The sequence below is a fragment of the Chryseobacterium sp. HR92 genome, from assembly GCF_045689405.1.
Classification (GTDB): Bacteria; Bacteroidota; Bacteroidia; order Flavobacteriales; family Weeksellaceae; genus Chryseobacterium; species Chryseobacterium viscerum_A.
Map to the genome: position 1 here is coordinate 609,929 of NZ_CP139139.1, position 23,983 is coordinate 633,911.

The following is a 23,983-nucleotide window of genomic DNA, read 5'->3' on the forward strand; positions in this document are numbered from 1 at the left end:
TTTCTTTAACGGCTTTTTTAGGTCATCAATTTATCTATCATGAATAAATTCATAAAAAATATAATCGCTTTTTCATTAAAAAATAAAGCATTTACTTTTATCTGGGTAGCGATTTTAGCCATCTCCGGTTTTATAAGTTTCAAAAATATGCCTATTGAAGCTTTCCCGGATGTTACCAATACTCAGATTGTAATCATTACCCAATGGAATGGGCGAAGTGCAGAAGAAGTAGAACGTTTTGTCACTACCCCCATCGAATTGGCGATGAGCCCGGTTCAGAAGAAAACAAGTGTGAGAAGTACCACAATGTTTGGACTTTCCATTGTTAAAATTCTGTTTGACGATGGGGTGGACGATACTTTTGCCAGAAATCAGGTCAACAACCAATTAAGAACCATTAGCCTTCCTGATGAGGTAGATCCGGAAGTACAGCCACCCTACGGGCCAACCGGTGAGATTTTCAGATATACACTTGAAAGTAAAACAAAAGATTCAAGGGCATTACTTACTCTGCAAAATTGGGTTATAGACCGTGCTTTAAGAGGTGTTCCGGGAGTTGCGGATATCAATGTTTTCGGAGGTCAGGATAAAGTTTTTGAATTAAGTATAGACCCAAGAGCATTGGATAAATACAACCTGACTCCGCTCCAGGTATATGATGCTGTTACCAAGAGCAACCTGAATGTAGGAGGTGATGTCATTGAAAAAAATGGGCAGGCTTATGTAGTAAGAGGGATCGGTTTGGTGAAATCAGTGGCCGATATCGGAAATATTACCATTCAGAATGACAGCGGAAACCCTGTTCTGGTAAAAAATGTAGCAGAAGTTCATGAAAGTTCTATGCCTAGAGTAGGACAGGCTGCCCTGAACCAACATGATGATACGGTAGAAGGAATTGTTGTGATGAGAAAAGGAGAGAATCCAAGGGAGGTTTTGGTGGGAGTGAAGGCTAAAATTAAAGAACTTAACGAAAAGATACTTCCAAAGGACGTCAAAATGGTTACTTTCTATGATCGTGACAATCTGATGGACTTTACTACTCATACCGTAATGCATAACCTTATCGAAGGAATTGTTCTGGTAACGGTAATCGTTTTAATCTTTATGGCCGACTGGAGAACAACATTGATCGTTTCCATTATCATTCCTCTGTCCTTACTCTTTGCATTTCTATGTTTAAAACTGGCCGGAATGAGTGCTAACCTGCTTTCATTAGGAGCGGTAGACTTCGGGATTATCATAGACGGAGCCGTCGTCATGGTAGAAGGTCTCTTTGTAATGCTGGATCATAAAGCGAAGCGGTACGGAATGGAGAAGTTTAATAAACTCGCCAAAGGAGGCTGGATCAAGCAGACCGGAACCGGATTGGGGAAAGCAATTTTCTTTTCAAAATTAATCATCATTACTTCTTTGATTCCTATTTTCTCATTTCAGAAAGTAGAAGGGAAAATGTTCTCTCCTCTGGCTTTTACATTGGGGTTTGCACTAATTGGAGCATTAATATTTACGTTAACGCTGGTTCCTGTTCTTTCACATATCCTTTTAAATAAAAATGTAAGAGAAAAAAATAACCCATTTGTTAATTTCTGGGATAGAATTGTTTTGAAAGGCTTTAATTTAACATTTAAGCATAAAAAAACGAGTATGATTGTTGCTATTTCTTTCCTGGCAGTCACTTTATTTTCCGGTAAATTTTTGGGAACGGAATTCCTGCCTCAGTTGAATGAAGGTTCACTTTGGATCACAGCCGAAATGCCAATGAGCTCTTCATTAAAAGAATCTCTGAAAACAGCAGATCTTTTAAAGAAAGATATTATGAGTTTCTCTGAAGTGACAGATGTTCTTGCGCAGACAGGAAGAAGTAATGACGGAACCGACCCCAATGGATTTGGATTCGTTCAGTTTGCTGTCAACCTTAAACCAAGGGAAGAATGGAAACGTAAGATCACCTATGATGAGTTGATTAATGAAATTGATAAAAAACTCAGAAGCTATCAGGGAATAACTTTCAACTATTCCCAGCCGATTTCGGATAATGTAGCGGAAGCAGTAGCAGGCTTTAAAGCCGAAAACGGAATCAAAATCTATGGTGATAATCTGGAAACTCTGGATAAAATAGCTAATGAAGTTCTATTAAAAATTAAAGATGTAGAAGGAGTAAAAGATCCCGGAATTATTAAAAATATCGGCCAGCCGGAAGTAAGTGTCGTACTGGATAGAGATAAAATGGCTGCTTATGGTGTAATGCCGGCAGATGCACAGGCCGTATTGGAGATGGCTTTTGGCGGAAAAACCGCTTCAGAAATGTTTGATGGCGAAAGGAAGTTCCCGATCCGTCTGCGCTATTCTCAGGAATACAGAACCAATGAAAACGATATTGCAGCTTTGATGGTTCCTACACAGGATGGATCAAAGATTCCTTTAAAAGAAATAAGTACCATTGTTAAGGATAATGGAGCTGCATTTATTTATCGGGACAATATCAAGCGATATATCGGGGTTAAATTCTCAATCCGTGACAGAGATTTGGGAAGTACAATTGCCGATGCCCAGAAAAAAGTTGAAACTATTGAGCTTCCGGACGGTTATTCTGTAGGATGGACCGGTCAGTTTGAAAACCAGCAGCGGGCCTCTCACAGATTGACACAGGTAGTACCTGTAAGTATTCTGATGATTTTCTTCCTCTTGTTTATCCTGTTTGGAAATATGAAAGATTCTCTTCTTGTATTGGCCAATGTTCCTTTTGCTTTAATAGGAGGAATCATCGCATTGCATGTTACCGGAATCAATTTTGGAATCTCTGCCGGAGTAGGTATGATTGCTCTTCTGGGAATTTGTATCCAGAATGGAGTAATTCTTATCACAGAATTTCATCAGAATGTGAAAGACGGTCTCGATATAGACTTCGCGATACTAAATGGGGTGAAATCCAGAACAAGACCCGTAATTATGACAGCGCTTATGGCCTCTATCGGATTGATGCCGGCAGCATTGTCTACAGGAATCGGGTCGGAATCCCAAAAACCTCTGGCAATTGTCATTATTGGAGGGCTGATTACAGCTACCGTCCTTACACTGCTTATTTTTCCAATTATTTTCTGGATATTCAACCGGACAAAAAAGCTCAGCCACATGTAATTTTCTTTCATTTATATATTAATTGAGCCTGGAATATTCTGTATTTCAGGCTTTTTAATAAAAGGTTTCAGAAAGTTTTTTTCAATTCGGAAAAATGTGTAAATTTGCAGTCTCAATACGTTAAATATAAGGTTTGTCCTTCACTGGATGAGAATATTGAAAGTTTTTTTAATAAAAAGTTTTTGGTATTTAAAAATTCATTATATTTGCACACCGAAAATTTGAAAAACAATAAATAAATAATTTTAAATCATGGCAAAGGAAACGTTTAATCGTAACAAACCACACTTGAACATTGGTACTATTGGTCACGTTGACCATGGTAAAACTACTCTTACAGCTGCTATTTCTGCTGTATTAGCTAGCAAAGGTCTTGCTGAGAAAAAAGACTTCTCTGCAATTGACTCTGCTCCAGAAGAAAAAGAAAGAGGTATTACTATCAATACTGCTCACATCGAATACGAAACTGAAAAAAGACACTATGCTCACGTTGACTGTCCAGGTCACGCCGACTATGTTAAGAACATGGTAACTGGTGCTGCTCAAATGGATGGAGCTATCGTAGTATGTGCTGCAACTGACGGTCCTATGCCTCAGACTAGAGAACATATCCTACTTTGCCGTCAGGTAAACGTACCAAGAATCGTTGTTTTCATGAACAAAGTTGACATGGTAGATGATCCAGAGTTATTAGAGCTTGTTGAAATGGAGCTTAGAGACTTATTATCTACTTACGAATTTGACGGAGACAACTCTCCAGTAATTCAAGGTTCTGCACTAGGAGCTCTTACTGCAGCTACTGCATCTCCTGCTAACACAGAAGATAAGTGGTTCAAGAGCGTTGAAGAATTGATGGATGCTGTTGATACTTGGATCGAGCAACCACCAAGAGATACTGAAAAGCCATTCTTGATGCCAATCGAAGACGTATTCTCTATTACAGGTAGAGGTACTGTAGCAACTGGTAGAATCGAGGCTGGTGTTATCAACACTGGTGATCCAGTTGATATCGTAGGTATGGGTGACGAAAAATTAACTTCTACTATTACAGGAGTTGAGATGTTCAGAAAGATCCTAGATAGAGGTGAAGCTGGAGATAACGTAGGTCTATTGTTGAGAGGTATTGAAAAAACTGACATCAAGAGAGGTATGGTTATCGCTAAGAAAGATTCAGTTAAGCCACACAAAAAATTCAAAGCTTCTGTTTATATCCTTTCTAAAGAAGAAGGTGGACGTCACACTCCATTCCACAACAAATACCGTCCTCAGTTCTACGTAAGAACTACTGACGTTACAGGTGAAATCTTCTTACCAGAAGGTGTAGAAATGGTAATGCCTGGTGATAACTTAGAGATCACTGTAGAATTGTTACAACCAATCGCTCTTAACGTAGGTCTTAGATTTGCGATCAGAGAAGGAGGTAGAACAGTTGGTTCAGGTCAGGTTACTGAAATCTTAGACTAATTATCTAAAAATAAATAAAGGCTTCCGAAAGGAAACTCTCGGAAGCCTTTTTATCTACGGGCATCGTCCAATGGTAGGATACCGGTCTCCAAAACCGTTGATCAGGGTTCGAATCCTTGTGCCCGTGCAAATATAAATTATGAGTTCATTTGTCGATTTTTTAAAAGGTTCTTATAACGAATTCAGACATAAAGTTGAATGGCCAAAGTGGGCTGACCTTCAGTCATCTACTATTGTAGTGACTATTGCGACAGTGATTCTGGCATTATTCACTTTTGGAGTTGATGAATTGTTTTCTAAATCAATCAGCAACATCATAGGAATGCTAATCAACTTGTTCAATTAATTAAAAGTATTTTCCCATAATGAGCGAATTGAAATGGTATGTGCTGAAAGCTATCAGCGGACAGGAAAATAAAGTGAAAAACTATATTGAGACAGAAATCAAACGTCTAGGGTTTGATCAATACGTTACTCAAGTGGTTATTCCTATGGAAAAGGTAATTCAAATTAGAAACGGAAAAAAAGTTCCTAAAGAGAGACCTTACTACCCTGGATACTTGATGATTGAAGCTGACCTGATGGGAGAAATTCCTCACGTTATCAAGAATATTCCCGGAGTTATTTCTTTCTTAAGTTTAACTAAAGGAGGTGATCCTGTTCCGATGAGAAAATCAGAGGTTAACAGAATGCTTGGAAGAATGGATGAACTTTCAGAATTTGCAAGCGATGTTGAAATTCCTTATGTAGTAGGTGAAAACGTTAAAGTAATCGATGGACCTTTCAACGGATTCAATGGTACAGTTGAGAAGATTCTTGAAGACAAAAAGAAAATTGAAGTTTCTGTATTGATCTTCGGTAGAAAAACTCCAATGGAACTAAGCTACATGCAAGTAGAAAAAGTATAAAAATTACTTATAGAAATATAAAAAAGACTGCTATTAAGCGGTCTTTTTGCTTTTATAATACTTTATAATTATATACAATTTACATTAGTTCTGCCATCTTATTATGACTCTGTCATTCTGAATGTAACGCAGTGAAATGAAGAATCTAAGACTCATGAGTGATTCTTTGAACACCGTTCGCAGACCTTCAGCATGTGTCAGAAATCAAAGATTCGATGTAGTCAATGATAATGTGCGAATTGTATATAGTTTACCATTTTAAATTATAATACTGGATGCCGCAGTATGTTATAGCTTCATAAAAGATAACAGGATAAAAATGATTGAAAATACATTTCAATGTTTTTTTTCTTGAATAAGATTAAAAAAAATTATGATATTGCCTTTTACTACAGGTATCCTGTTGATTTCTTGTACAAGGAATTTTTTTAATTTAATTGCTTTCTTTGGAAAATTTTTTGCTTTAAAGTTCCATCCAATTCTTCAATTTATTTTCAGCTGGCATAGTTCTTGCAACCAAGCTGTTAACTAATCCATAAAATTTTATGTTTTTTTATTTCATACACTGTTTACAGGCGTATGGCAATTCTATGTTTTTTAAATAAATGTAAAGTTTGGATTAGCTACTCAAAACACAAGCTTATATAAACACATAACCCAATGACAAAAATTATTTCGATGGTCATTCTGGTGGGTACGTCTGTACTCGCAAGTGCGCAGGTTGGTATCAATACTGCGAACCCGGAAAAAGAACTTACCGTGAACGGTACAATGAAGACATCAGGAGTTGTTTTCAAGCAACCCTTGGAGAAACTGAAAGCGGATGAGAATTACACTTTCATTATCAAATCTCCAGCTCCGGAAAACAAAATTACAGCGTACAACGATTCATTTGTACCCAATTCTCCGGCACCAATTAATCTTGTTCAATTTAAAATTACCTGTGATCCTTCAGATAAGGATTGGGTAAATCAGTTTGACACAAAGATCAATTCTAGTAAATTTTTGGTAGTAATTTCTTCTTTTGGATTTACACAGCCTACAAGAACTTTTTCTGCAGATTGGCTTACACCAGTGCCGCAGATTTTTGCTTATTCTTCAGGTGGAACATGGAAACTTAAAGCAGATTACCAGGGATTTTCTCCTGATAGCTCTTTTCCTACAGGCGTCTGGACACTAAATTTGCTGGTATTTGACAGATCATATGCCAAAGATTTTAACTCAACACAAAGCCTTAATGCTTCAACAACCGGTGCTGCTGCAGCTCCATTAATTCAATAAAAACAAATATTTTATGAAAAAAATTATTGCGATACTCTTTACAGGGTTTGCTGCTTTAAGCATTAATGCACAAGTTGGAATTAATACTAATACTCCCAAAGGAACTCTAGACGTGGAAGGAGAAACATTGGTAGAGTCCTATTTAATAGATACTGAAAATACGAAGGCAAGCGGAAACTATCTTCTTCTTACCCGTTCAAAAGATACTTCACCGGTAGGTAAGGTAAAGCTGTTGGATATATCGCTCCGTAATGTAGCCCCTGTAAATATGTATAATGTTGTATTGAAAAATGTGAGACAGGATGAAGTTGTAAATCTCAATACAGGATTAGATGTAAGTAAATATGTAGTGGCAATTACAGGTGCTGTTTTTACAGGAGCGGTGTCAGCGGCTAATACGACAACCAACCCAAAATCATTTGGTTCTTATTCTACTGAAGTTACTCAGGTAGCAAGTGGAGGCAAAAATTACCATGCGATTAATTTAAGTTTTAAAGGAGCCGGTACCGTTTCATCTCAAAATGGAACATGGACTCTTACCCTGAATGTCTTTGAAAAGTCACTAGTTAAAGACTGGGGAACTTTCAATGGTTCAGTTTCAGCATCTGCTTCACCGGCTTATTCAGGAGTATCAACAAATACGCCTCTAGGGCTTCAATAAAAAACTATGAAAAGAAAAATTTATATTACAATAATCATGTGTCTGGGGATATTTTTGAATGCCCAGAAAGGAAAAGTGGGGGTGAATACTGCTAATCCCACAGAAACACTTGACGTTAACGGAAAAACATATACGAATTCTTTATATCTGAGAAATCCGGGAGAACCTACCATGACAGGAGGTAGCTTTTTAGCAACTTCGCAAAATGGTTTACAATTGTATGATCCTGCTTTGGAAAGCAGCGGACTGTTCAATTACCTTAAGCTTACTCTTACAGGAGTATCAGGTACAGGAATTTCGGATTATGATACCAAAATTGATGCAAATAACTTTTTGGTTGTACTTCATAACTATTCTTTCAAACTGAATGACGGGAATACCAATGTGATGCTTGATTATGGTGACAATGGTATTAATGACAACAAACAAGGTTCGCCTGATGTTGTTGCTTTCAAAAGTAACGGAACATGGCATATAAGAGCAAGATTTACAGATAGTAGAATTATTGCGGTGAATTCATCCAGTCCATCAAGAAGCTACAATAACTTTACGGTAGATCTTTATCTGATGGCTTACAGAAGGCTGATAACAAAACAAAACATCAGTGATGTTAATGCTGATCTTGGAGGGAATAATGGTTCTACCCAAACGATTACCAAACCATCAGGTTTTTAATACGTTTTCGATTCTATAAATAAAAAGAAGAGCAGATATCTGTTCTTCTTTTTTGTGGGGAATACATCTTCCTGTTTAGATCGAGTGGAAGTAATTTGTAGTGATTTTGGATTATATGTCAATATTCTCACGAAAAAGGATGCAGCACAAGGTGGTCTGTAAAAATAATAATTGAGATAAAGATTTTTTTTTAAAACTTTTTAAAAATCAGCAATTTCCGTTTGCTATTTCAAAAATATTTTATACTTTTGCAGTCCAAAAAGTAGGTTTATTGTTATGTGAGTGCATAACCTGCTGAATAATAAATGCTTCCAAACTCATTAATTATTCAAATTTAAAAAACAAACAATGGCTAAGAAAGTCTTTAAAATGGTAAAGCTTCAGGTGAAAGGTGGCGCAGCTAACCCTTCTCCACCAGTAGGTCCAGCATTGGGTTCTGCAGGTGTGAACATCATGGAGTTTTGTAAGCAATTTAACGGAAGAACCCAAGATAAGCCAGGGCAAGTTTTACCTGTAGTAATTACAGTATACGAAGACAAATCTTTTGAATTCGTTATTAAAACTCCACCTGCAGCAATCCAGTTAATGGATGCAGCTAAAATCAAGGGAGGTTCTGGTGAACCAAACAGAAACAAAGTAGGTTCTGTAACTTGGGAACAAGTAAAGAAAATCGCTGAAGATAAAATGGCGGATCTTAACTGTTTTACAACAGACTCTGCACTTTCTATGGTTGCAGGTACTGCTAGATCTATGGGATTAAGAGTAACAGGAACTAAACCAACTAACGCTTAAAACTTAAAGAAATGGCAAAATTAACAAAAAAGCAAAAGGAAGCTTTAAGCAAAGTAGAAAAAGGAAGAATCTATAACCTTGAAGAAGGTTCAGCTCTTGTAAAGGAGGTGAACACTACAAAGTTTGATGCTTCTGTAGATATCGCTGTAAGATTAGGTGTAGACCCAAGAAAAGCAAACCAAATGGTAAGAGGTGTTGTATCTCTTCCTCACGGTACTGGTAAAGATGTTAAAGTATTAGCTCTTGTAACTCCAGATAAAGAAGCAGAAGCTAAAGCTGCTGGTGCTGACTATGTAGGTCTTGACGAATATTTACAAAAAATCAAAGAAGGTTGGACAGATGTTGACGTTATCGTTACTATGCCAGCTGTAATGGGTAAATTAGGTCCATTAGGTAGAGTATTAGGTCCAAGAGGTTTAATGCCAAACCCTAAATCAGGAACTGTAACAATGGAAATTGGTAAAGCAGTAACTGAAGTGAAAGCAGGTAAAATTGATTTCAAAGTAGACAAGTATGGTATCATCCACGCTGGTATTGGTAAAGTATCTTTCGATGCTGCTAAAATCAAAGAAAATGCGCAGGAATTGATCTCTACATTGATCAAAATGAAGCCAACTGCTGCTAAAGGAACGTATGTAAAAAGCATTTATTTGTCTTCTACAATGAGCCCTGGTATTGCAATCGATACTAAATCTGTTAACTAATATAAATCCTTAAGACAATGACAAAAGACCAAAAAGTTGTAGCAATACAAGAGATCAAAGACTTGCTTCAGGATGCAAAAGTAGTATACGTAGCAGATCTAGACGGTTTGAACGCTGCGAAGTCTTCAGAATTCAGAAGACAGGCTTTCAAACAAAATATCAAAGTGAAAGTGGTAAAAAATACACTTTTACAAAAAGCAATGGAGCAGATTGAAGGAGTAGATTACTCTGAAATGTTCCAGACTTTCAAAGGAAACTCTGCATTAATGATTTCTGAGACTGCAAACGGTCCAGCAAAATTAATCCAAGGGTTCAGAAAGAAAGAAGAGAAGCCAGCTTTAAAGTCTGCTTTTGTTCAAGAAACTTTCTACGTTGGAGACGAAAACTTATCTGCACTTGCTAACATCAAGTCTAGAGAAGAAATGATCGGAGAAATCATCGGATTACTTCAATCTCCAATTCAAAGAGTTGTTTCTGCTCTTCAAAACAAACCTGAAACTGTAGAAGCTAAAGCTGAAGAAGCTGCTGCTCCTGCTGTAGAAGAAACTCCTGCTGAAGCTCCGGAAGCTGCTGCAGAAAGCACTGAAGAAACAAGTGCTGAATAATTACACTCAAGAAATTAAATAAATAATCAACAAAAACATTACGACAATGTCAGATTTAAAAAATTTAGCTGAAACGCTAGTAAACTTAACAGTAAAAGACGTAAACGAATTAGCAACTATCCTTAAGGATGAGTATGGAATTGAGCCAGCTGCTGCTGCTGTAGTAGTTGCTGCAGGTGGTGGAGAAGCTGCTGAAGAAAAAACTGAATTCGATGTAATTCTTAAGTCTGCAGGTGCTTCTAAATTAGCTATCGTTAAATTAGTAAAAGATTTAACTGGTGCTGGTCTTAAAGAAGCTAAAGATATCGTAGATGGTGCTCCTGCTCCAATCAAAACTGGTATCTCTAAAGACGAAGCTGAAGCTCTTAAGAAGCAATTAGAAGAAGCTGGTGCTGAAGTAGAATTGAAATAATTTCAATTTTATTATAAATATAGGAACCCGGGCATTCGCCCGGGTTCTTTTTTGTATGTAAACCTTTTCAAATGTGGGTGTTATTTTATAATTGTATTTAAATATTATTAATTCTTTTTTTGTTATATTTTAATATGATTATTTATTTGTTAAAAATTAACATAATAATTTATTTTTATTTTACAATTTGTTCATTTTGTTTAGTTTTTTACTAATAAAGTATTGTTTTGATTGAAAAAATATTATATTTGTACCGAAAAAAAACACAACATAATTGGATAGAAATTATTTTCTTTCCTACGGTCACAAGATTACACTTCTGTTACTTCTGGCGGCTGTAGGAAAATTAAACACTAAGTTTATACCTGACACAATGAGTAAAACTGAATTACCATATTGTACAGCTATAAATAATCATCCACAACAATACTTTGCTAATGTTTCAGTTTATCTGTCTGAAGCAGTAAATGATGTGGCAGCTGCAAACAGATTGTCAACAGTTCAAAATGAAACCTTCGCATTCTATTGCAAGAGCCAGCAAAACAATTTTTATTTTTTTAATAATAACAATCTTCGGTTATTCCTTCTTAGAGACATGAAATTTGTCGCTGCATACAGTAGATGGGCTTATTCGTACTCCATTTGCAAAGAATACATTTTCCTGGCATTTAATGATGTCCGGAAATTCTATATCAATTCTTTTAAACTCGTTGATGGCTTTAAGTTTATTATCAAAATCCCTGATAAATTAATCCATTCTATTATCTCTTAATATTTCTAACAATTTTATGCGCTTTCTTACAGTACTGTCTGCTATTTCATTTATTATTTGAATGAGAATGCCCGAGAATTGCCCTTTCAAAAAACACATATACATAAAAAACAGCAAATATCATTAGACATGAAAAACAGATTATTTACTATCGCTCTTTTATCATTTGGTTTACCAGCATTAGCACAGGTTGGGATTAATACCGGACAAGCTCAGGCAACTTTTGATATAGTAGGATCACCTTCTAACCCTATTAAACTTGATGGCGTGATTGCTCCAAGACTTACAGGTGTACAATTAAAAGCTAAAAATTATACAACAGCCCAAACAGGTGCCATAGTATATGTTACCTCGGTTGAAGCTACACCTGCCGGACAGACTATTGATGTCGTTTCACCAGGGTATTATTATTTTGATGGTGTCAAATGGGGAAGTTTAAGCGGAAGCTGGCGTACAGTAGGAAATGCCGGTACAACAGCAACAACGGCAACCTTAGGAGCAAATATTGGCAGCGGAAATTACTTAGGAACAAATGATGGTCAGAATTTGGTTCTGGCTACTCAGAAAAACGTAAAAGGAATATTAGATACTAATGGAACCCTGCAAGGCGGAAACTCCAATTCTACAACAGGTCCTTATGCATCATTTACTTGGGGCTCCAATAATATTCTTACCAACAGTACCTCTTCAAATATTGCATTGGGAAAAGATAACACAGTCTCTGCGCAGGGTAATTTTCTTGCTGTAGCCATTGGATTAAACAATACGGCAAATAATGGTGCTAAAGTAATAGGAAATAATAATAGCGCTACAGGTGCCAATAACCTGGTTTTTGGAAATCTCAATACTGTAACAGGGCTTACAGGACTTACTATTGGTAATAATCATATCAACAGTGGCGGGATTGCTATCGGAAGCGGAAATACAACATCATTGAACAATATTGCTGTTGGTTCTGCAAATACAGCTACTGGTACAGAAGCTTTTGTAATAGGATTTTCTGGTCAGGCAGCTGCAGGACAAATGGTTTATGCTAATAAAGAGCATGTTTTCTTCAATAAAGGTAATGGAACAGATACCATATTAGGAATCAATATGGCTCCTACTGCAGCTACATCTACAGGTGCTGCTGTACAGATGAAGGGAATTGCTTCTGCTGCTAACGCAACATGTACAGCCGCTGAAGAAGGTGCGATCCGATATAATACAACCACTAAAGCACACGAAGGTTGCAATGGAAGCAATTGGAAAGCATTTTACTAATTCAATAAAAAATAAACACAAACCTTAAAAAAATAGAAAATGACCAGAAAATTATTCGAAAAGTTAGCTGCGATGCTTATGACATTGATGATGTCAGCGGTAATATTTGCGCAGCAGGGCTATGAACCGATCCGTGGGATGGGGGTAGAGGCAAAACCTGTCAACAATTCAGGGATTTGTCTAGCATGTTATAACGGAAGCATGAATCCGGTGGTGGACGCAAGTCTTGATAACAGTGTAAACATGGGGAATTTTGCTTCCTTGTTAAGTGGAAACGGAATCTCTGTAAAAAATAAAAATACAACCTATCCTGCGGGATATATTACCGGATTTAATGTAGATCTTGGGACGAGTTTTATTACCGTTGATCTTTTAAGTTCTTTGCGAATCAGTACTTATAAGAATGGTGTTCTTCAGGAGACAACTACCAGCAGTACACTTTTATCAGTACCAGCATTCGGAGGAAGTAAGAACAGGATATTCCTGCACTTTAAAACTTCAAAAGAATTTGATGAAGTAAGACTGTATCAAACAAATGTTCTTTCCATATTCAGTGCTATGAATGTGTACTATGCATTTGCATTTGATCCTGCAAAAGTACCTACAGATAATAATGGTATTTGTGATGATATCATTGCAGGAGGTGGTGTTGACGGAAATGTATCCGGAAGCAGCAGTTTCCTGGCTCCGCTTTCTTATGTTCAGAATAAAGAAAGAATTGGGGATGGAAATAAAAACTCTTACGGATCAATAGTTCTTCCGATCGGATTGTTGGGATCTTATTCAGTGGGAGTACTTGACAAAAATCAGATTTATCCTGCAGGTAACAGAACGGGGTTTGTTATAGAACCTGATGATCAGGGGAAGCTGTTAAGTGCAGAGTTTTTAAAAAATATTACAATAGAGACTTATCTTTACGGCCAGCTTCAGGATTCAAAACAGTTGTCTGACGGAGGAGGTTTGATTAATATTAAAGTGTTAGGATTTGGCTCAGGAAAGCAGAAAGTTACATTAACAACTACTAAACCTTTCAATGAAGTACGATTAAAAATTACCCAGACAGTAGGATTTAATTTAGGAGCTTTAAAAGTATACTATGCTTTTGAAGAACCCGTTTCTTGCGAATGTGATGATAAAATCCAGACAAGTGGTTCTGCTGTTCCCGGAAATTTGGTAACCGGAACTTCGTGGACATCAGGTCCGGGATTCCTTGGTCTTATTTTGGCGAAGATGAGCAATCCGGAAGCGATTGTTGATAATAACCCGTCTAATTATGCAACGGCTACAGTTCCGGCAGCATCCTTTCTTAGTATTTTTTCAGCATTTGCAACGGTAAGCAGTGCAAGTGTGCTTCCTGTCAATACGATGGCTGGGTTTACTGTAGAAAAAGCAGGAAACCTTCTCGGAGTAAGTGTTCTGGAAAATATTACTGTAACATTATACAATGGAAATACCCTGACAGATACCTTTACAAGTTCAGGCAGTCTTATCAGCGGTAACTTCTTCACAACAAATTCAAATAAATTCTATGTAGGAGGAAAAGCTACAAAGCCTTTCAATCGTATTAAAATTACATTCAACAGTGGAACTGCCGTTCGTATTCCTCAAAATTATTATATCTATAACGCTTTTGCGAGCAGAGATGATGATAACGATGGTGTTCCGAACTGCTTCGACCGCTGCCCTGGAGGTGATGACAGCATAGATAATAACGGAAACGGAATTCCTGACTGTGCAGAAGGCTGTACAGAAGTGAATGACAAATCTCCTGCACTGGATACAGACGGAGACGGTATTGTGGATGCTTGTGATCTGGATTCTGACAACGACGGTATTCTTGATGCTGTGGAAGATTTTGATAAAAATGGCAAGTTTCAGGATGATGATAATGAAGGAGATATTCTGTTAACGCCGGTATTGGGAGATTCAGTTCCGAATTATCTGGACCTTGATTCTGATAACGATGGTATATTAGATTTGTTTGAGTCTGGGATCCCGATATCAGTAATCAATCAGATTGATGCAGATCACAATGGAGTTATTGACACTAATGTTCCGGTAGGTAAAAACGGTATCGCTGATATTCTGGAAACTTCACCTGACTCAGGAGTATTGAAATATGCAATTAAAAATACAGATGGAGATGATAAACCTGACTTCCTGGATATTACTTCCAATGGTTCAGATCTTGACCTTTATAAGATTGGAAAAGAAAATCTCGATACATTAGGAGGTGGGTTCATCTCTACGATTAATGATAAAGACAAAGATGGTATTCAGGCTGTTGTAGATACAGACCTTGTGAAAAGAGGTTCGCCGGATTCACCACTTTCACCTTATGCTTCATTGCTGAAAAACGCTTCCAAAACTGCTGCGAAAATCACAGCTATGGAAATTGCAGATGCCGCAAATGATGTAAAAATATATCCAAACCCTGTAAAAGCAGGAGAAAATCTTAGAATCACATCTGTAGAAGAAGGAGTGTATACGCTGTTCTCTGCACAAGGACAGGTAATTAAGACAGATAAACTGAATGCCAATACCGGTATTGATACGTCTTCACTTCCTACAGGGGTTTATATCATTAAAATAGAAACCAAAACAAAAATAAAATCTTATAAGGTTATTGTGAAATAGCCATAAGATTAGCTTGTGTTGTAGAGGGGTTGCTCATATTTGGGCAGCCTCTCTTGTTTTAAGAGTCTAGAAATGAGAGGATTTATTTGTTATTGTGGGTAATTTTTTGTATATTTGCCCCTCTTTTGGCGCGAAAAATTGTTTGTAAATTTATAAAATACTGAAAATCAACTCTTTCATTGTGAAAACGTGAGAGGGATTTCGTATATGTAGATATTGCGGTAATGCTGCCTCAAAAGTAATAAAAATATTTTGCATTACACTGTGAAAAGATATACCAGTGTTGCAGTTAGAAAGAGCCAAGTGCATAGTTAAAAGAGTTCTAAGGTCTTCTGTGAGCGCCAAAAACACTTTTACCTTTTACTTTTACCTTGTTTCTTGTTCTTTTCTGATATTTTTTAATGAATCAAAATATTTTTTAACCCTTTCTTAAAAGTTTTATGAGTAAAACAAAATCAACAACTCAAGGAAATCCGAGAATTAATTTCTCATCAGCGAAAGGAAAAATTATCACTCCGGACTTTTTGGATATCCAAATTGAGTCTTTCAGAGAATTTTTCCAGCTTGATACACTTCCTGAAGCCAGAAAGACAGAAGCTCTTTACAAGACTTTCCAAGAGAATTTCCCAATTACGGATTCAAGAAACCAATTCGTATTAGAATTCCTAGACTATCTGGTAGATTCTCCACGTTATTCAATCGATGAGTGTGTGGAAAGAGGACTTACTTATTCAGTTCCTCTAAAAGCTAGACTTAAATTGTATTGTACTGACCCGGAACACGAAGATTTCCAAACTGTGGTTCAGGACGTATATTTAGGTCCGGTTCCTTATATGACGCCAAGTGGTTCTTTCATCATCAACGGTGCTGAGAGAGTTATCGTTACGCAGCTTCACCGTTCACCTGGTGTATTCTTCGGACAGACTTACCACGCGAACGGGACCAAATTATATTATTCAAGAATTATTCCTTTCAAAGGATCTTGGATGGAATTTACAACGGATATTAACAGCGTAATGTACGCGTATATCGACCGTAAGAAAAAATTACCATTAACAACTTTATTAAGAGCTATCGGGTACGAATCTGATAAGGATATCCTTCAGATCTTCGACCTTGCTGAAGAAGTGAAAGTTTCTAAAGCTGCCCTTAAAAAAGTAGAAGGGAGAACATTGGCTGCGAGAGTATTGAACACTTGGTTCGAAGATTTCGTAGACGAAGATACAGGTGAAGTAGTTTCTATCGAAAGAAACGAGATCATCTTGGATAGAGAAACAATCCTTGAAAAAGAACACTTAGATCTTATCCTGGATGCTGGTGTGAAATCAATCCTGATTCACAAAGAAAACAGCAATGAATTCTCTATTATCCAGAATACATTACAAAAAGACCCTACTAACTCTGAAAAAGAAGCAGTAGAGTATATTTATCGTCAGTTAAGAAATGCAGATCCACCAGATGAGGAAACTGCAAGAGGAATCATTGAAAAATTATTCTTCTCTGAGCAGAGATACTCTTTAGGTGAAGTAGGACGTTACAGATTGAACAAAAAGTTAGGTCTTAACATTCCTACAACAACTGAGGTTCTTACAAAAGAAGATATCATTGCTATCGTAAGACACTTAATCGAACTTGTAAACTCTAAAGCTGAGGTTGATGATATTGACCACTTATCAAACAGAAGAATTAAAACTGTTGGTGAGCAATTAGCAGGACAGTTCGGTGTAGGTCTTTCAAGAATTGCAAGAACAATCAAGGAAAGAATGAACGTTAGAGATAACGAAATCTTTACTCCGCTTGACCTTGTAAATGCTAAGACATTAACATCTGTAATTAACTCATTCTTCGGTACCAACCAGCTTTCTCAGTTCATGGACCAGACCAACCCGTTATCAGAGATCACTCACAAGAGAAGATTATCTGCACTAGGGCCTGGTGGTTTATCAAGAGAAAGAGCAGGTTTCGAGGTTCGTGACGTTCACCATACTCACTACGGAAGAATTTGTCCGATTGAAACTCCGGAAGGACCAAACATCGGTTTGATTTCATCTCTAGGGATCTATGCGAAAATCAACAACCTTGGTTTCATCGAAACGCCATATAGAAAAGTAGAAAGTGGTAAGATTGATCTTAACGCTGACCCTATTTACTTAAATGCAGAAGATGAGGAAGATAAAGTAATTGCTCAGGCAAACGTTGAATTGAGTGATAACGGAGACTTCTTAACAGACAGAATTATTGCAAGATTGGATGGTGACTATCCGGTAGTGGAGCCTGCTCAGGTTAACCTTATCGATGTAGCTCCAAACCAGATCTCAGGTATTTCCGCTTCATTGATTCCTTTCTTGGAACATGATGATGCGAACCGTGCATTGATGGGATCTAACATGATGCGTCAGGCCGTTCCTCTATTGAAGCCACAGGCTCCAATCGTTGGTACAGGGCTTGAGCAGCAAGTTGCAAGAGATTCAAGAATCTTAATTAACGCTGAAGGTACAGGTACTGTAGAGTACGTAGATGCTGACAAAATCGTTATTAAATATGAAAGAAGCGAAGACGAAGATTTAGTACAATTCGAGTCTGCTACTAAAACATACAAACTTACTAAGTTCAGAAAAACCAACCAGAGTACAACCATTACCCTAAGACCAAACGTAAGAGTAGGTGATGTAGTGGAAAAAGGACAAGTACTTTGTGACGGTTATGCTACTGAAAAAGGAGAATTAGCTCTTGGTAGAAACTTAGTAGTAGCGTTCATGCCTTGGAAAGGATACAACTTTGAGGATGCAATTGTAATCAATGAAAAAGTTGTACGTGAAGACTGGTTTACTTCAATCCACGTAGATGAGTATTCTCTTGAAGTTCGTGATACCAAATTAGGTATGGAAGAGCTTACAGCAGATATTCCAAACGTATCTGAAGAAGCTACCAAAGATCTTGATGAGAACGGTATGATCAGAATCGGTGCTGAAGTGAAGCCTGGAGATATCATGATTGGTAAAATTACTCCAAAAGGTGAATCTGACCCGACTCCTGAAGAAAAACTTCTTAGAGCAATCTTCGGTGATAAAGCTGGTGATGTAAAAGATGCATCATTAAAAGCTGACTCTTCATTAAGAGGAGTTGTTATCAACAAGAAATTGTTCTCTAGAAACATTAAAGACAAAAAGAAAAGAACTGAAGAAAAACTTAGACTTGAAGAAATTGAAAACACTTACAAGGCTAAATTTGATGAGTTGAGAAATACTTTAATTGAAAAATTAAATACACTGGTAAGCGGTAAAACTTCTCAAGGGGTACAAAATGACCTTGACGAAGAAATCATCGGTAAAGGTGTGAAATTTACTCACAAATTATTGACTTCAGTTGAAGATTATGTAAATGTTAGTGGTGCAGACTGGACAGTAGACGCTGATAAGAATGAATTGATCAAACAATTAATTCACAATTACAAAATCAAATATAACGACATCCAAGGAGTTAAAAACCGTGAGAAATTTGCTATTTCAATCGGAGATGAGCTTCCAGCAGGGATTATGAAGTTGGCTAAAGTTTACATCGCTAAGAAACGTAAACTGAATGTAGGAGATAAGATGGCAGGACGTCACGGTAACAAAGGTATCGTTTCAAGAATCGTTCGTGAAGAAGATATGCCGTTCTTAGAGGATGGAACACCAGTAGATATCGTATTGAATCCACTAGGGGTACCTTCTCGTATGAACATCGGTCAGATCTATGAAACAGTTCTTGGATGGGCTGGTCAGAAGCTGGGAATGAAGTTCGCTACACCAATCTTTGACGGAGCAACTCTTGATCAGATTACTGAATATACAGAGAAAGCAGGTCTTCCTAAATTCGGTCACACTCACCTTTATGATGGTGGTACCGGAGAAAGATTTACTCAGGCTGCGACAGTAGGTATCATTTACATGTTGAAACTAGGACACATGGTTGATGATAAGATGCACGCACGTTCTATCGGACCTTACTCATTGATTACTCAGCAGCCGTTAGGAGGTAAAGCTCAGTTCGGAGGTCAGAGATTCGGAGAGATGGAGGTTTGGGCACTTGAAGCATTCGGTGCATCCAATATCTTGAGAGAAATCTTGACTGTGAAGTCGGATGACGTGATTGGTAGAGCAAAAACTTATGAAGCAATTGCAAAAGGTGAATCTATGCCTGAACCAGGTATTCCGGAATCATTCAACGTATTACTTCACGAGCTACAAGGTCTTGGATTAGACGTAAGACTAGAGGAATAATTTTAAATTTTAAATTATAAATGTTGAATGGCAACATTCAGAAATTAATCTAAAATCTAAAATCTAAAATTTAAAATCTAACAAATGTCAAATAAAAATAAAACAAGTAGATTTAATAAAATAACCATCGGTTTAGCTTCACCGGAGTCTATTTTACAGGACTCAAGAGGGGAGGTTTTAAAACCGGAAACTATTAACTACAGAACTCACAAACCTGAAAGAGACGGATTATTCTGTGAGAAAATCTTTGGTCCTGTAAAAGATTACGAATGTGCTTGTGGTAAATACAAGAGAATTCGTTACAAAGGGATCGTTTGTGACCGTTGTGGTGTAGAAGTTACTGAGAAAAAAGTAAGAAGAGAAAGAATCGGTCACATCGGATTGGTTGTTCCTATTGCTCACATCTGGTACTTCCGTTCATTGCCAAACAAAATCGGATACCTTTTAGGAATCCCTTCTAAGAAATTAGATATGATCATCTACTATGAAAGATATGTAGTGATTCAGCAGGGTATTGCTAAAAAATTAGATGGGTCCGATTTCGAAAATATGGAATTCCTTACAGAAGAAGAGTACCTTGATATCATGGAAACTCTTCCTGTAGAAAACCAGTATCTTGATGATTCTGATCCAAATAAATTCATCGCCAGAATGGGTGCTGAAGCTGTAGAAGATCTATTAAAAAGAATCGACCTTGATGCATTGTCTTTCGACTTGAGACACAAAGCTCACAACGAAGGTTCTAAACAAAGAAGAACAGAAGCTCTTAAAAGATTGAACGTTGTAGAAGCATTAAGAGGTGCTAATACAAGAATGATCAACAGACCAGAGTGGATGATCATGCGTGTACTTCCTGTTATCCCACCAGAATTAAGACCATTAGTTCCATTGGATGGAGGACGTTTCGCAACTTCTGATTTGAATGACCTTTATAGAAGAGTAATTATCAGAAATAACCGTTTGAAGAGATTATTGGAGATCAAAGCTCCTGAAGTAATCTTAAGAAACGAGAAGCGTATGCTTCAGGAATCTGTAGATTCATTATTCGATAACACAAGAAAATCTTCTGCAGTAAAATCTGAATCAAACAGACCATTGAAATCACTTTCTGATTCATTGAAAGGTAAGCAAGGTCGTTTCCGTCAGAACTTACTAGGGAAAAGGGTAGATTACTCTGCGCGTTCGGTAATTGTTGTAGGTCCAAACTTACAGCTTCACGAATGTGGTATTCCTAAAGATATGGCAGCTGAACTTTACAAACCATTTATCATTAGAAAACTAATTGAAAGAGGGATTGTAAAAACTGTAAAATCTGCAAAAAGAATCATTGATAGAAAAGAACCAGTAGTTTATGATATCCTTGAAAACGTGATGAAAGGACACCCTGTTCTATTGAACAGAGCACCTACGCTTCACAGACTAGGTATCCAGGCTTTCCAACCTAAGATGATCGAAGGTAAGGCAATCCAGCTACACCCGTTGGTAACAACAGCATTCAACGCCGATTTCGATGGTGACCAGATGGCGGTACACTTACCGTTAGGACCAGAGGCAATCCTTGAAGCTCAGTTATTGATGTTAGGTTCTCAAAACATTTTGAACCCTGCAAACGGTTCTCCAATTACAGTACCTTCTCAGGACATGGTTCTTGGTCTTTATTTCATGACTAAAGAATTGAGTTCTACAGAAGATATGAAAGTAAAAGGTGAAGGTCTTGCATTCTATTCTCCTGAGGAAGCGGAAATCGCTTATGCTGAAGGTAGAGTTTCTTTAAATGCTAAGGTAAGATGTAGACTACCTGTTAAAGAAGATGGAGTAATAGTAACAAGATTGATCGAAACTTCTGTAGGTAGAATTTTATTCAACCAGATTGTACCTAAGCAGGTAGGATATATCAATGAACTTCTTACTAAGAAATCATTGAGAAACGTTATCGGTAAGATCCTTGCTGATACAGATTTCCCTACAACTGTGAAGTTCCTTGATGCAATGAAAGATTTAGGATATTCAAATGCATTCAAAGGAGGTCTTTCATTCTCACTTGGGGATATTGTAGTTCCTGTTGAGAAAAAGCAGATGATTGCTTCTTCAATTGAAACTGTAGATGAAATTAGAGCTAACTATAACATGGGTCTAATTACCGATACAGAACGTTATAATCAGGTAATCGACGTTTGGACAAATACCAACGCCGGATTAACTGAAATGATCATGAGCAGAATGAAAACTGACCAAGGTGGGTTCAACTCTGTATATATGATGCTTGACTCTGGAGCGAGGGGTTCTAAAGAACAGATCCGTCAGTTATCAGGGATGAGAGGTTTGATGGCAAAACCGCAAAAAGCCGGTTCTACCGGAGCGGAGATCATCGAAAACCCGATCCTTGCAAACTTTAAGGAAGGTCTTTCGATTCTAGAGTACTTTATCTCTACCCACGGTGCTCGTAAGGGTCTTGCGGATACCGCTCTTAAGACAGCCGATGCTGGTTACTTAACGAGAAGATTGGTAGACGTTGCACAGGACGTTATCGTTACAGAAGACGACTGTGGAACACTGAGAGGTACAGAAGTTACTGCACTTAAGAAAAATGACGAGATCGTTGAAAGAATCTCTGAAAGAATCTTAGGTAGAGTATCTCTTCATAATATTTACGATCCTGAAACTGATGAGCTTATTGCAAGTGCAGATCAGGTGATCATTGAAGCATTGGCGAAAAGAATCGAAGAAGCTGGATTAGAAGCTGTTGAGGTTCGTTCACCATTAACTTGTGAAGCTAAGAAAGGTATCTGTGCTAAATGTTATGGTAGAAACTTAGCAACAGGTAAAGTGATCCACATGGGTGAAGCGGTAGGTGTAATTGCAGCACAGTCAATTGGGGAACCAGGTACTCAGCTTACGTTGAGAACCTTCCACCAAGGGGGTACTGCAGGAAACGTATCAGAAAACCCATCTATTGTTGCAAGAAGAGATGGTATCGTTGAAATGGATGAAGTAAGAACTATTACTTCTGAAGATGAAAACGGTAATACTGCTGAAGTTGTAGTTTCCCGTTCAACAGAATTCAGATTAGTTGCTGATAATGAGTTCAGAACTCCATTAATGGTAGCTAACGTACCTTACGGATCTATATTAGCTGTAAAACCAGGTGATAAAGTGAAGAAAGGAGATACAATCTGTAGATGGGATCCATATAACGCGGTAATTATTGCAGAAACTTCAGGTAAGGTAGAATACGAGGATATCATCCAGGGTATTTCATTCCAGCTTGAAATTGACGAACAGACAGGATTCGAAGAGAAAGTAATCTCTGAATCTAGAAATAAGAAAGCCGTACCTACCTTGAAAGTGGTAGACTCTAAAGGTGTTGAGCAGAAAGCTTACAACTTACCGGTAGGAGCCCACTTAATGGTTAACGATGGTGAAAAAATTAAGGCCGGTAAAGTCTTAATCAAAATCCCAAGAAAATCTGCAAAAGCAGGGGATATCACCGGAGGTCTTCCGAGAGTTACCGAATTATTTGAAGCAAGAAACCCTTCAAACCCAGCGGTTGTTACTGAAATCGACGGGGTAGTTTCTTACGGAAAAATTAAGAGAGGTAACCGTGAACTTATTGTTGAAGCGAAAACTGGAGAAAGAAAAATTTACTTAGTTAAATTATCAAACCAGATCTTAGTACAGGAGAATGACTTCGTAAGAGCAGGTTCTCCGCTTTCTGACGGTTCTATCACACCGGAAGATATCTTAAGAATTAAAGGTCCAACAGCAGTTCAGGAATACTTAGTAAACGAGATCCAGGAAGTTTACCGTCTACAAGGGGTAAAAATCGACGACAAGCACTTCGAAATTATCGTAAGACAGATGATGACGAAAGTATCTATCGTAGATGGAGGTGATACTCAATTCCTTGAAGGAGCTCTTGAGCACAAGTATGATTTCTTGGAAGAAAACAACAGAGTATTCGGTCTTAAAGTAGTAGTAGATGCTGGTGATTCTAAAGAATTTATGCCAGGTCAGATGATTACTGCAAGAGAATTAAGAGATGAAAACTCTAAGTTGAAGCGTGAAGATTTAAGTCTTGTAGAAGTAAGAGAAGCTCTTCCTGCTACAGCAACTCCTGTACTGCAAGGTATTACAAGAGCAGCCCTTCAGACTAAGTCATTCATGTCTGCAGCATCGTTCCAGGAAACTACTAAAGTTCTTAACGAAGCAGCTGTTGCTGGTAAAGTAGACGATCTTAACGGTCTTAAAGAAAATGTAATTGTAGGTCACAGAATCCCTGCAGGTACAGGTCTTAAAGAGTATCAGAACGTTATTGTAGGTTCTAAGAAAGAATTCGAAGACCTTAACTAAAATTAATGATTTGAAATTTGGGATTTGAAATTATTTTTATATTTTCACAATCTCAAATT

The 23,983-nt window shown here is 37.5% G+C and carries 16 protein-coding genes and 1 tRNA gene; all 17 read left to right on the forward strand.

The window, feature by feature from the left end; genetic code table 11:
* Window positions 1–39 precede the first annotated feature (39 nt).
* The gene (locus SFA27_RS02750; protein WP_407296137.1) at window positions 40–3,138 is read left to right on the forward strand and encodes an efflux RND transporter permease subunit; all 3,099 of its coding nucleotides are present in this window, start codon (window positions 40–42) and stop codon (window positions 3,136–3,138) included.
* A gap of 252 nt (window positions 3,139–3,390) precedes the next feature.
* Entirely contained in the window at window positions 3,391–4,602 is a 1,212-nt protein-coding gene (gene tuf, locus SFA27_RS02755) for an elongation factor Tu (protein WP_034687396.1), read from the forward strand.
* 56 nt (window positions 4,603–4,658) lie between these two features.
* A tRNA-Trp gene (locus tag SFA27_RS02760) sits at window positions 4,659–4,729 on the forward strand.
* A gap of 12 nt (window positions 4,730–4,741) precedes the next feature.
* Window positions 4,742–4,948, forward strand: a complete 207-nt coding sequence (secE, locus tag SFA27_RS02765; RefSeq protein WP_045501119.1) for a preprotein translocase subunit SecE — start codon at window positions 4,742–4,744, stop codon at window positions 4,946–4,948.
* Window positions 4,949–4,967: 19 nt separating this feature from the next.
* Entirely contained in the window at window positions 4,968–5,510 is a 543-nt protein-coding gene (nusG, locus tag SFA27_RS02770; RefSeq protein WP_047379257.1) for a transcription termination/antitermination protein NusG, read from the forward strand.
* Between the two features lie 660 nt (window positions 5,511–6,170).
* Window positions 6,171–6,791, forward strand: coding sequence for a hypothetical protein (locus SFA27_RS02775; RefSeq protein ID WP_047379255.1), 621 nt, complete (start codon window positions 6,171–6,173; stop codon window positions 6,789–6,791).
* Between the two features lie 13 nt (window positions 6,792–6,804).
* On the forward strand, window positions 6,805–7,452 hold the full coding sequence (locus tag SFA27_RS02780) for a hypothetical protein (RefSeq protein WP_047379254.1): 648 nt from the start codon (window positions 6,805–6,807) through the stop codon (window positions 7,450–7,452).
* A 6-nt stretch (window positions 7,453–7,458) separates the two neighbouring features.
* Window positions 7,459–8,127 carry a hypothetical protein gene (locus tag SFA27_RS02785; RefSeq protein WP_047379253.1) on the forward strand — a complete coding sequence of 223 codons (669 nt, stop codon included), beginning with the start codon at window positions 7,459–7,461 and terminating at the stop codon, window positions 8,125–8,127.
* Window positions 8,128–8,475: 348 nt separating this feature from the next.
* Complete coding sequence (gene rplK / locus SFA27_RS02790) at window positions 8,476–8,919, forward strand: 50S ribosomal protein L11 (protein WP_047379251.1); 444 nt, start codon at window positions 8,476–8,478, stop codon at window positions 8,917–8,919.
* A gap of 11 nt (window positions 8,920–8,930) precedes the next feature.
* A complete protein-coding gene (rplA, locus tag SFA27_RS02795) occupies window positions 8,931–9,623 on the forward strand; it encodes a 50S ribosomal protein L1 (RefSeq protein ID WP_047099699.1) in 693 nt (230 codons plus the stop codon).
* 17 nt (window positions 9,624–9,640) lie between these two features.
* On the forward strand, window positions 9,641–10,228 hold the full coding sequence (rplJ, locus tag SFA27_RS02800) for a 50S ribosomal protein L10 (protein ID WP_047379247.1): 588 nt from the start codon (window positions 9,641–9,643) through the stop codon (window positions 10,226–10,228).
* 46 nt (window positions 10,229–10,274) lie between these two features.
* Window positions 10,275–10,640, forward strand: coding sequence for a 50S ribosomal protein L7/L12 (gene rplL / locus SFA27_RS02805; RefSeq protein ID WP_007845452.1), 366 nt, complete (start codon window positions 10,275–10,277; stop codon window positions 10,638–10,640).
* A 373-nt stretch (window positions 10,641–11,013) separates the two neighbouring features.
* Window positions 11,014–11,412, forward strand: a complete 399-nt coding sequence (locus SFA27_RS02810) for a hypothetical protein (protein WP_407296142.1) — start codon at window positions 11,014–11,016, stop codon at window positions 11,410–11,412.
* A gap of 129 nt (window positions 11,413–11,541) precedes the next feature.
* Window positions 11,542–12,675: a hypothetical protein gene (locus SFA27_RS02815; RefSeq protein ID WP_407296145.1), complete on the forward strand. Its 1,134-nt coding sequence runs from the start codon at window positions 11,542–11,544 to the stop codon at window positions 12,673–12,675.
* 39 nt (window positions 12,676–12,714) lie between these two features.
* Window positions 12,715–15,312, forward strand: coding sequence for a T9SS type A sorting domain-containing protein (locus SFA27_RS02820; protein WP_407296148.1), 2,598 nt, complete (start codon window positions 12,715–12,717; stop codon window positions 15,310–15,312).
* A 440-nt stretch (window positions 15,313–15,752) separates the two neighbouring features.
* Entirely contained in the window at window positions 15,753–19,574 is a 3,822-nt protein-coding gene (rpoB, locus tag SFA27_RS02825; RefSeq protein WP_047379240.1) for a DNA-directed RNA polymerase subunit beta, read from the forward strand.
* A gap of 84 nt (window positions 19,575–19,658) precedes the next feature.
* On the forward strand, window positions 19,659–23,924 hold the full coding sequence (gene rpoC / locus SFA27_RS02830; protein WP_047379238.1) for a DNA-directed RNA polymerase subunit beta': 4,266 nt from the start codon (window positions 19,659–19,661) through the stop codon (window positions 23,922–23,924).
* Window positions 23,925–23,983 lie beyond the last annotated feature (59 nt).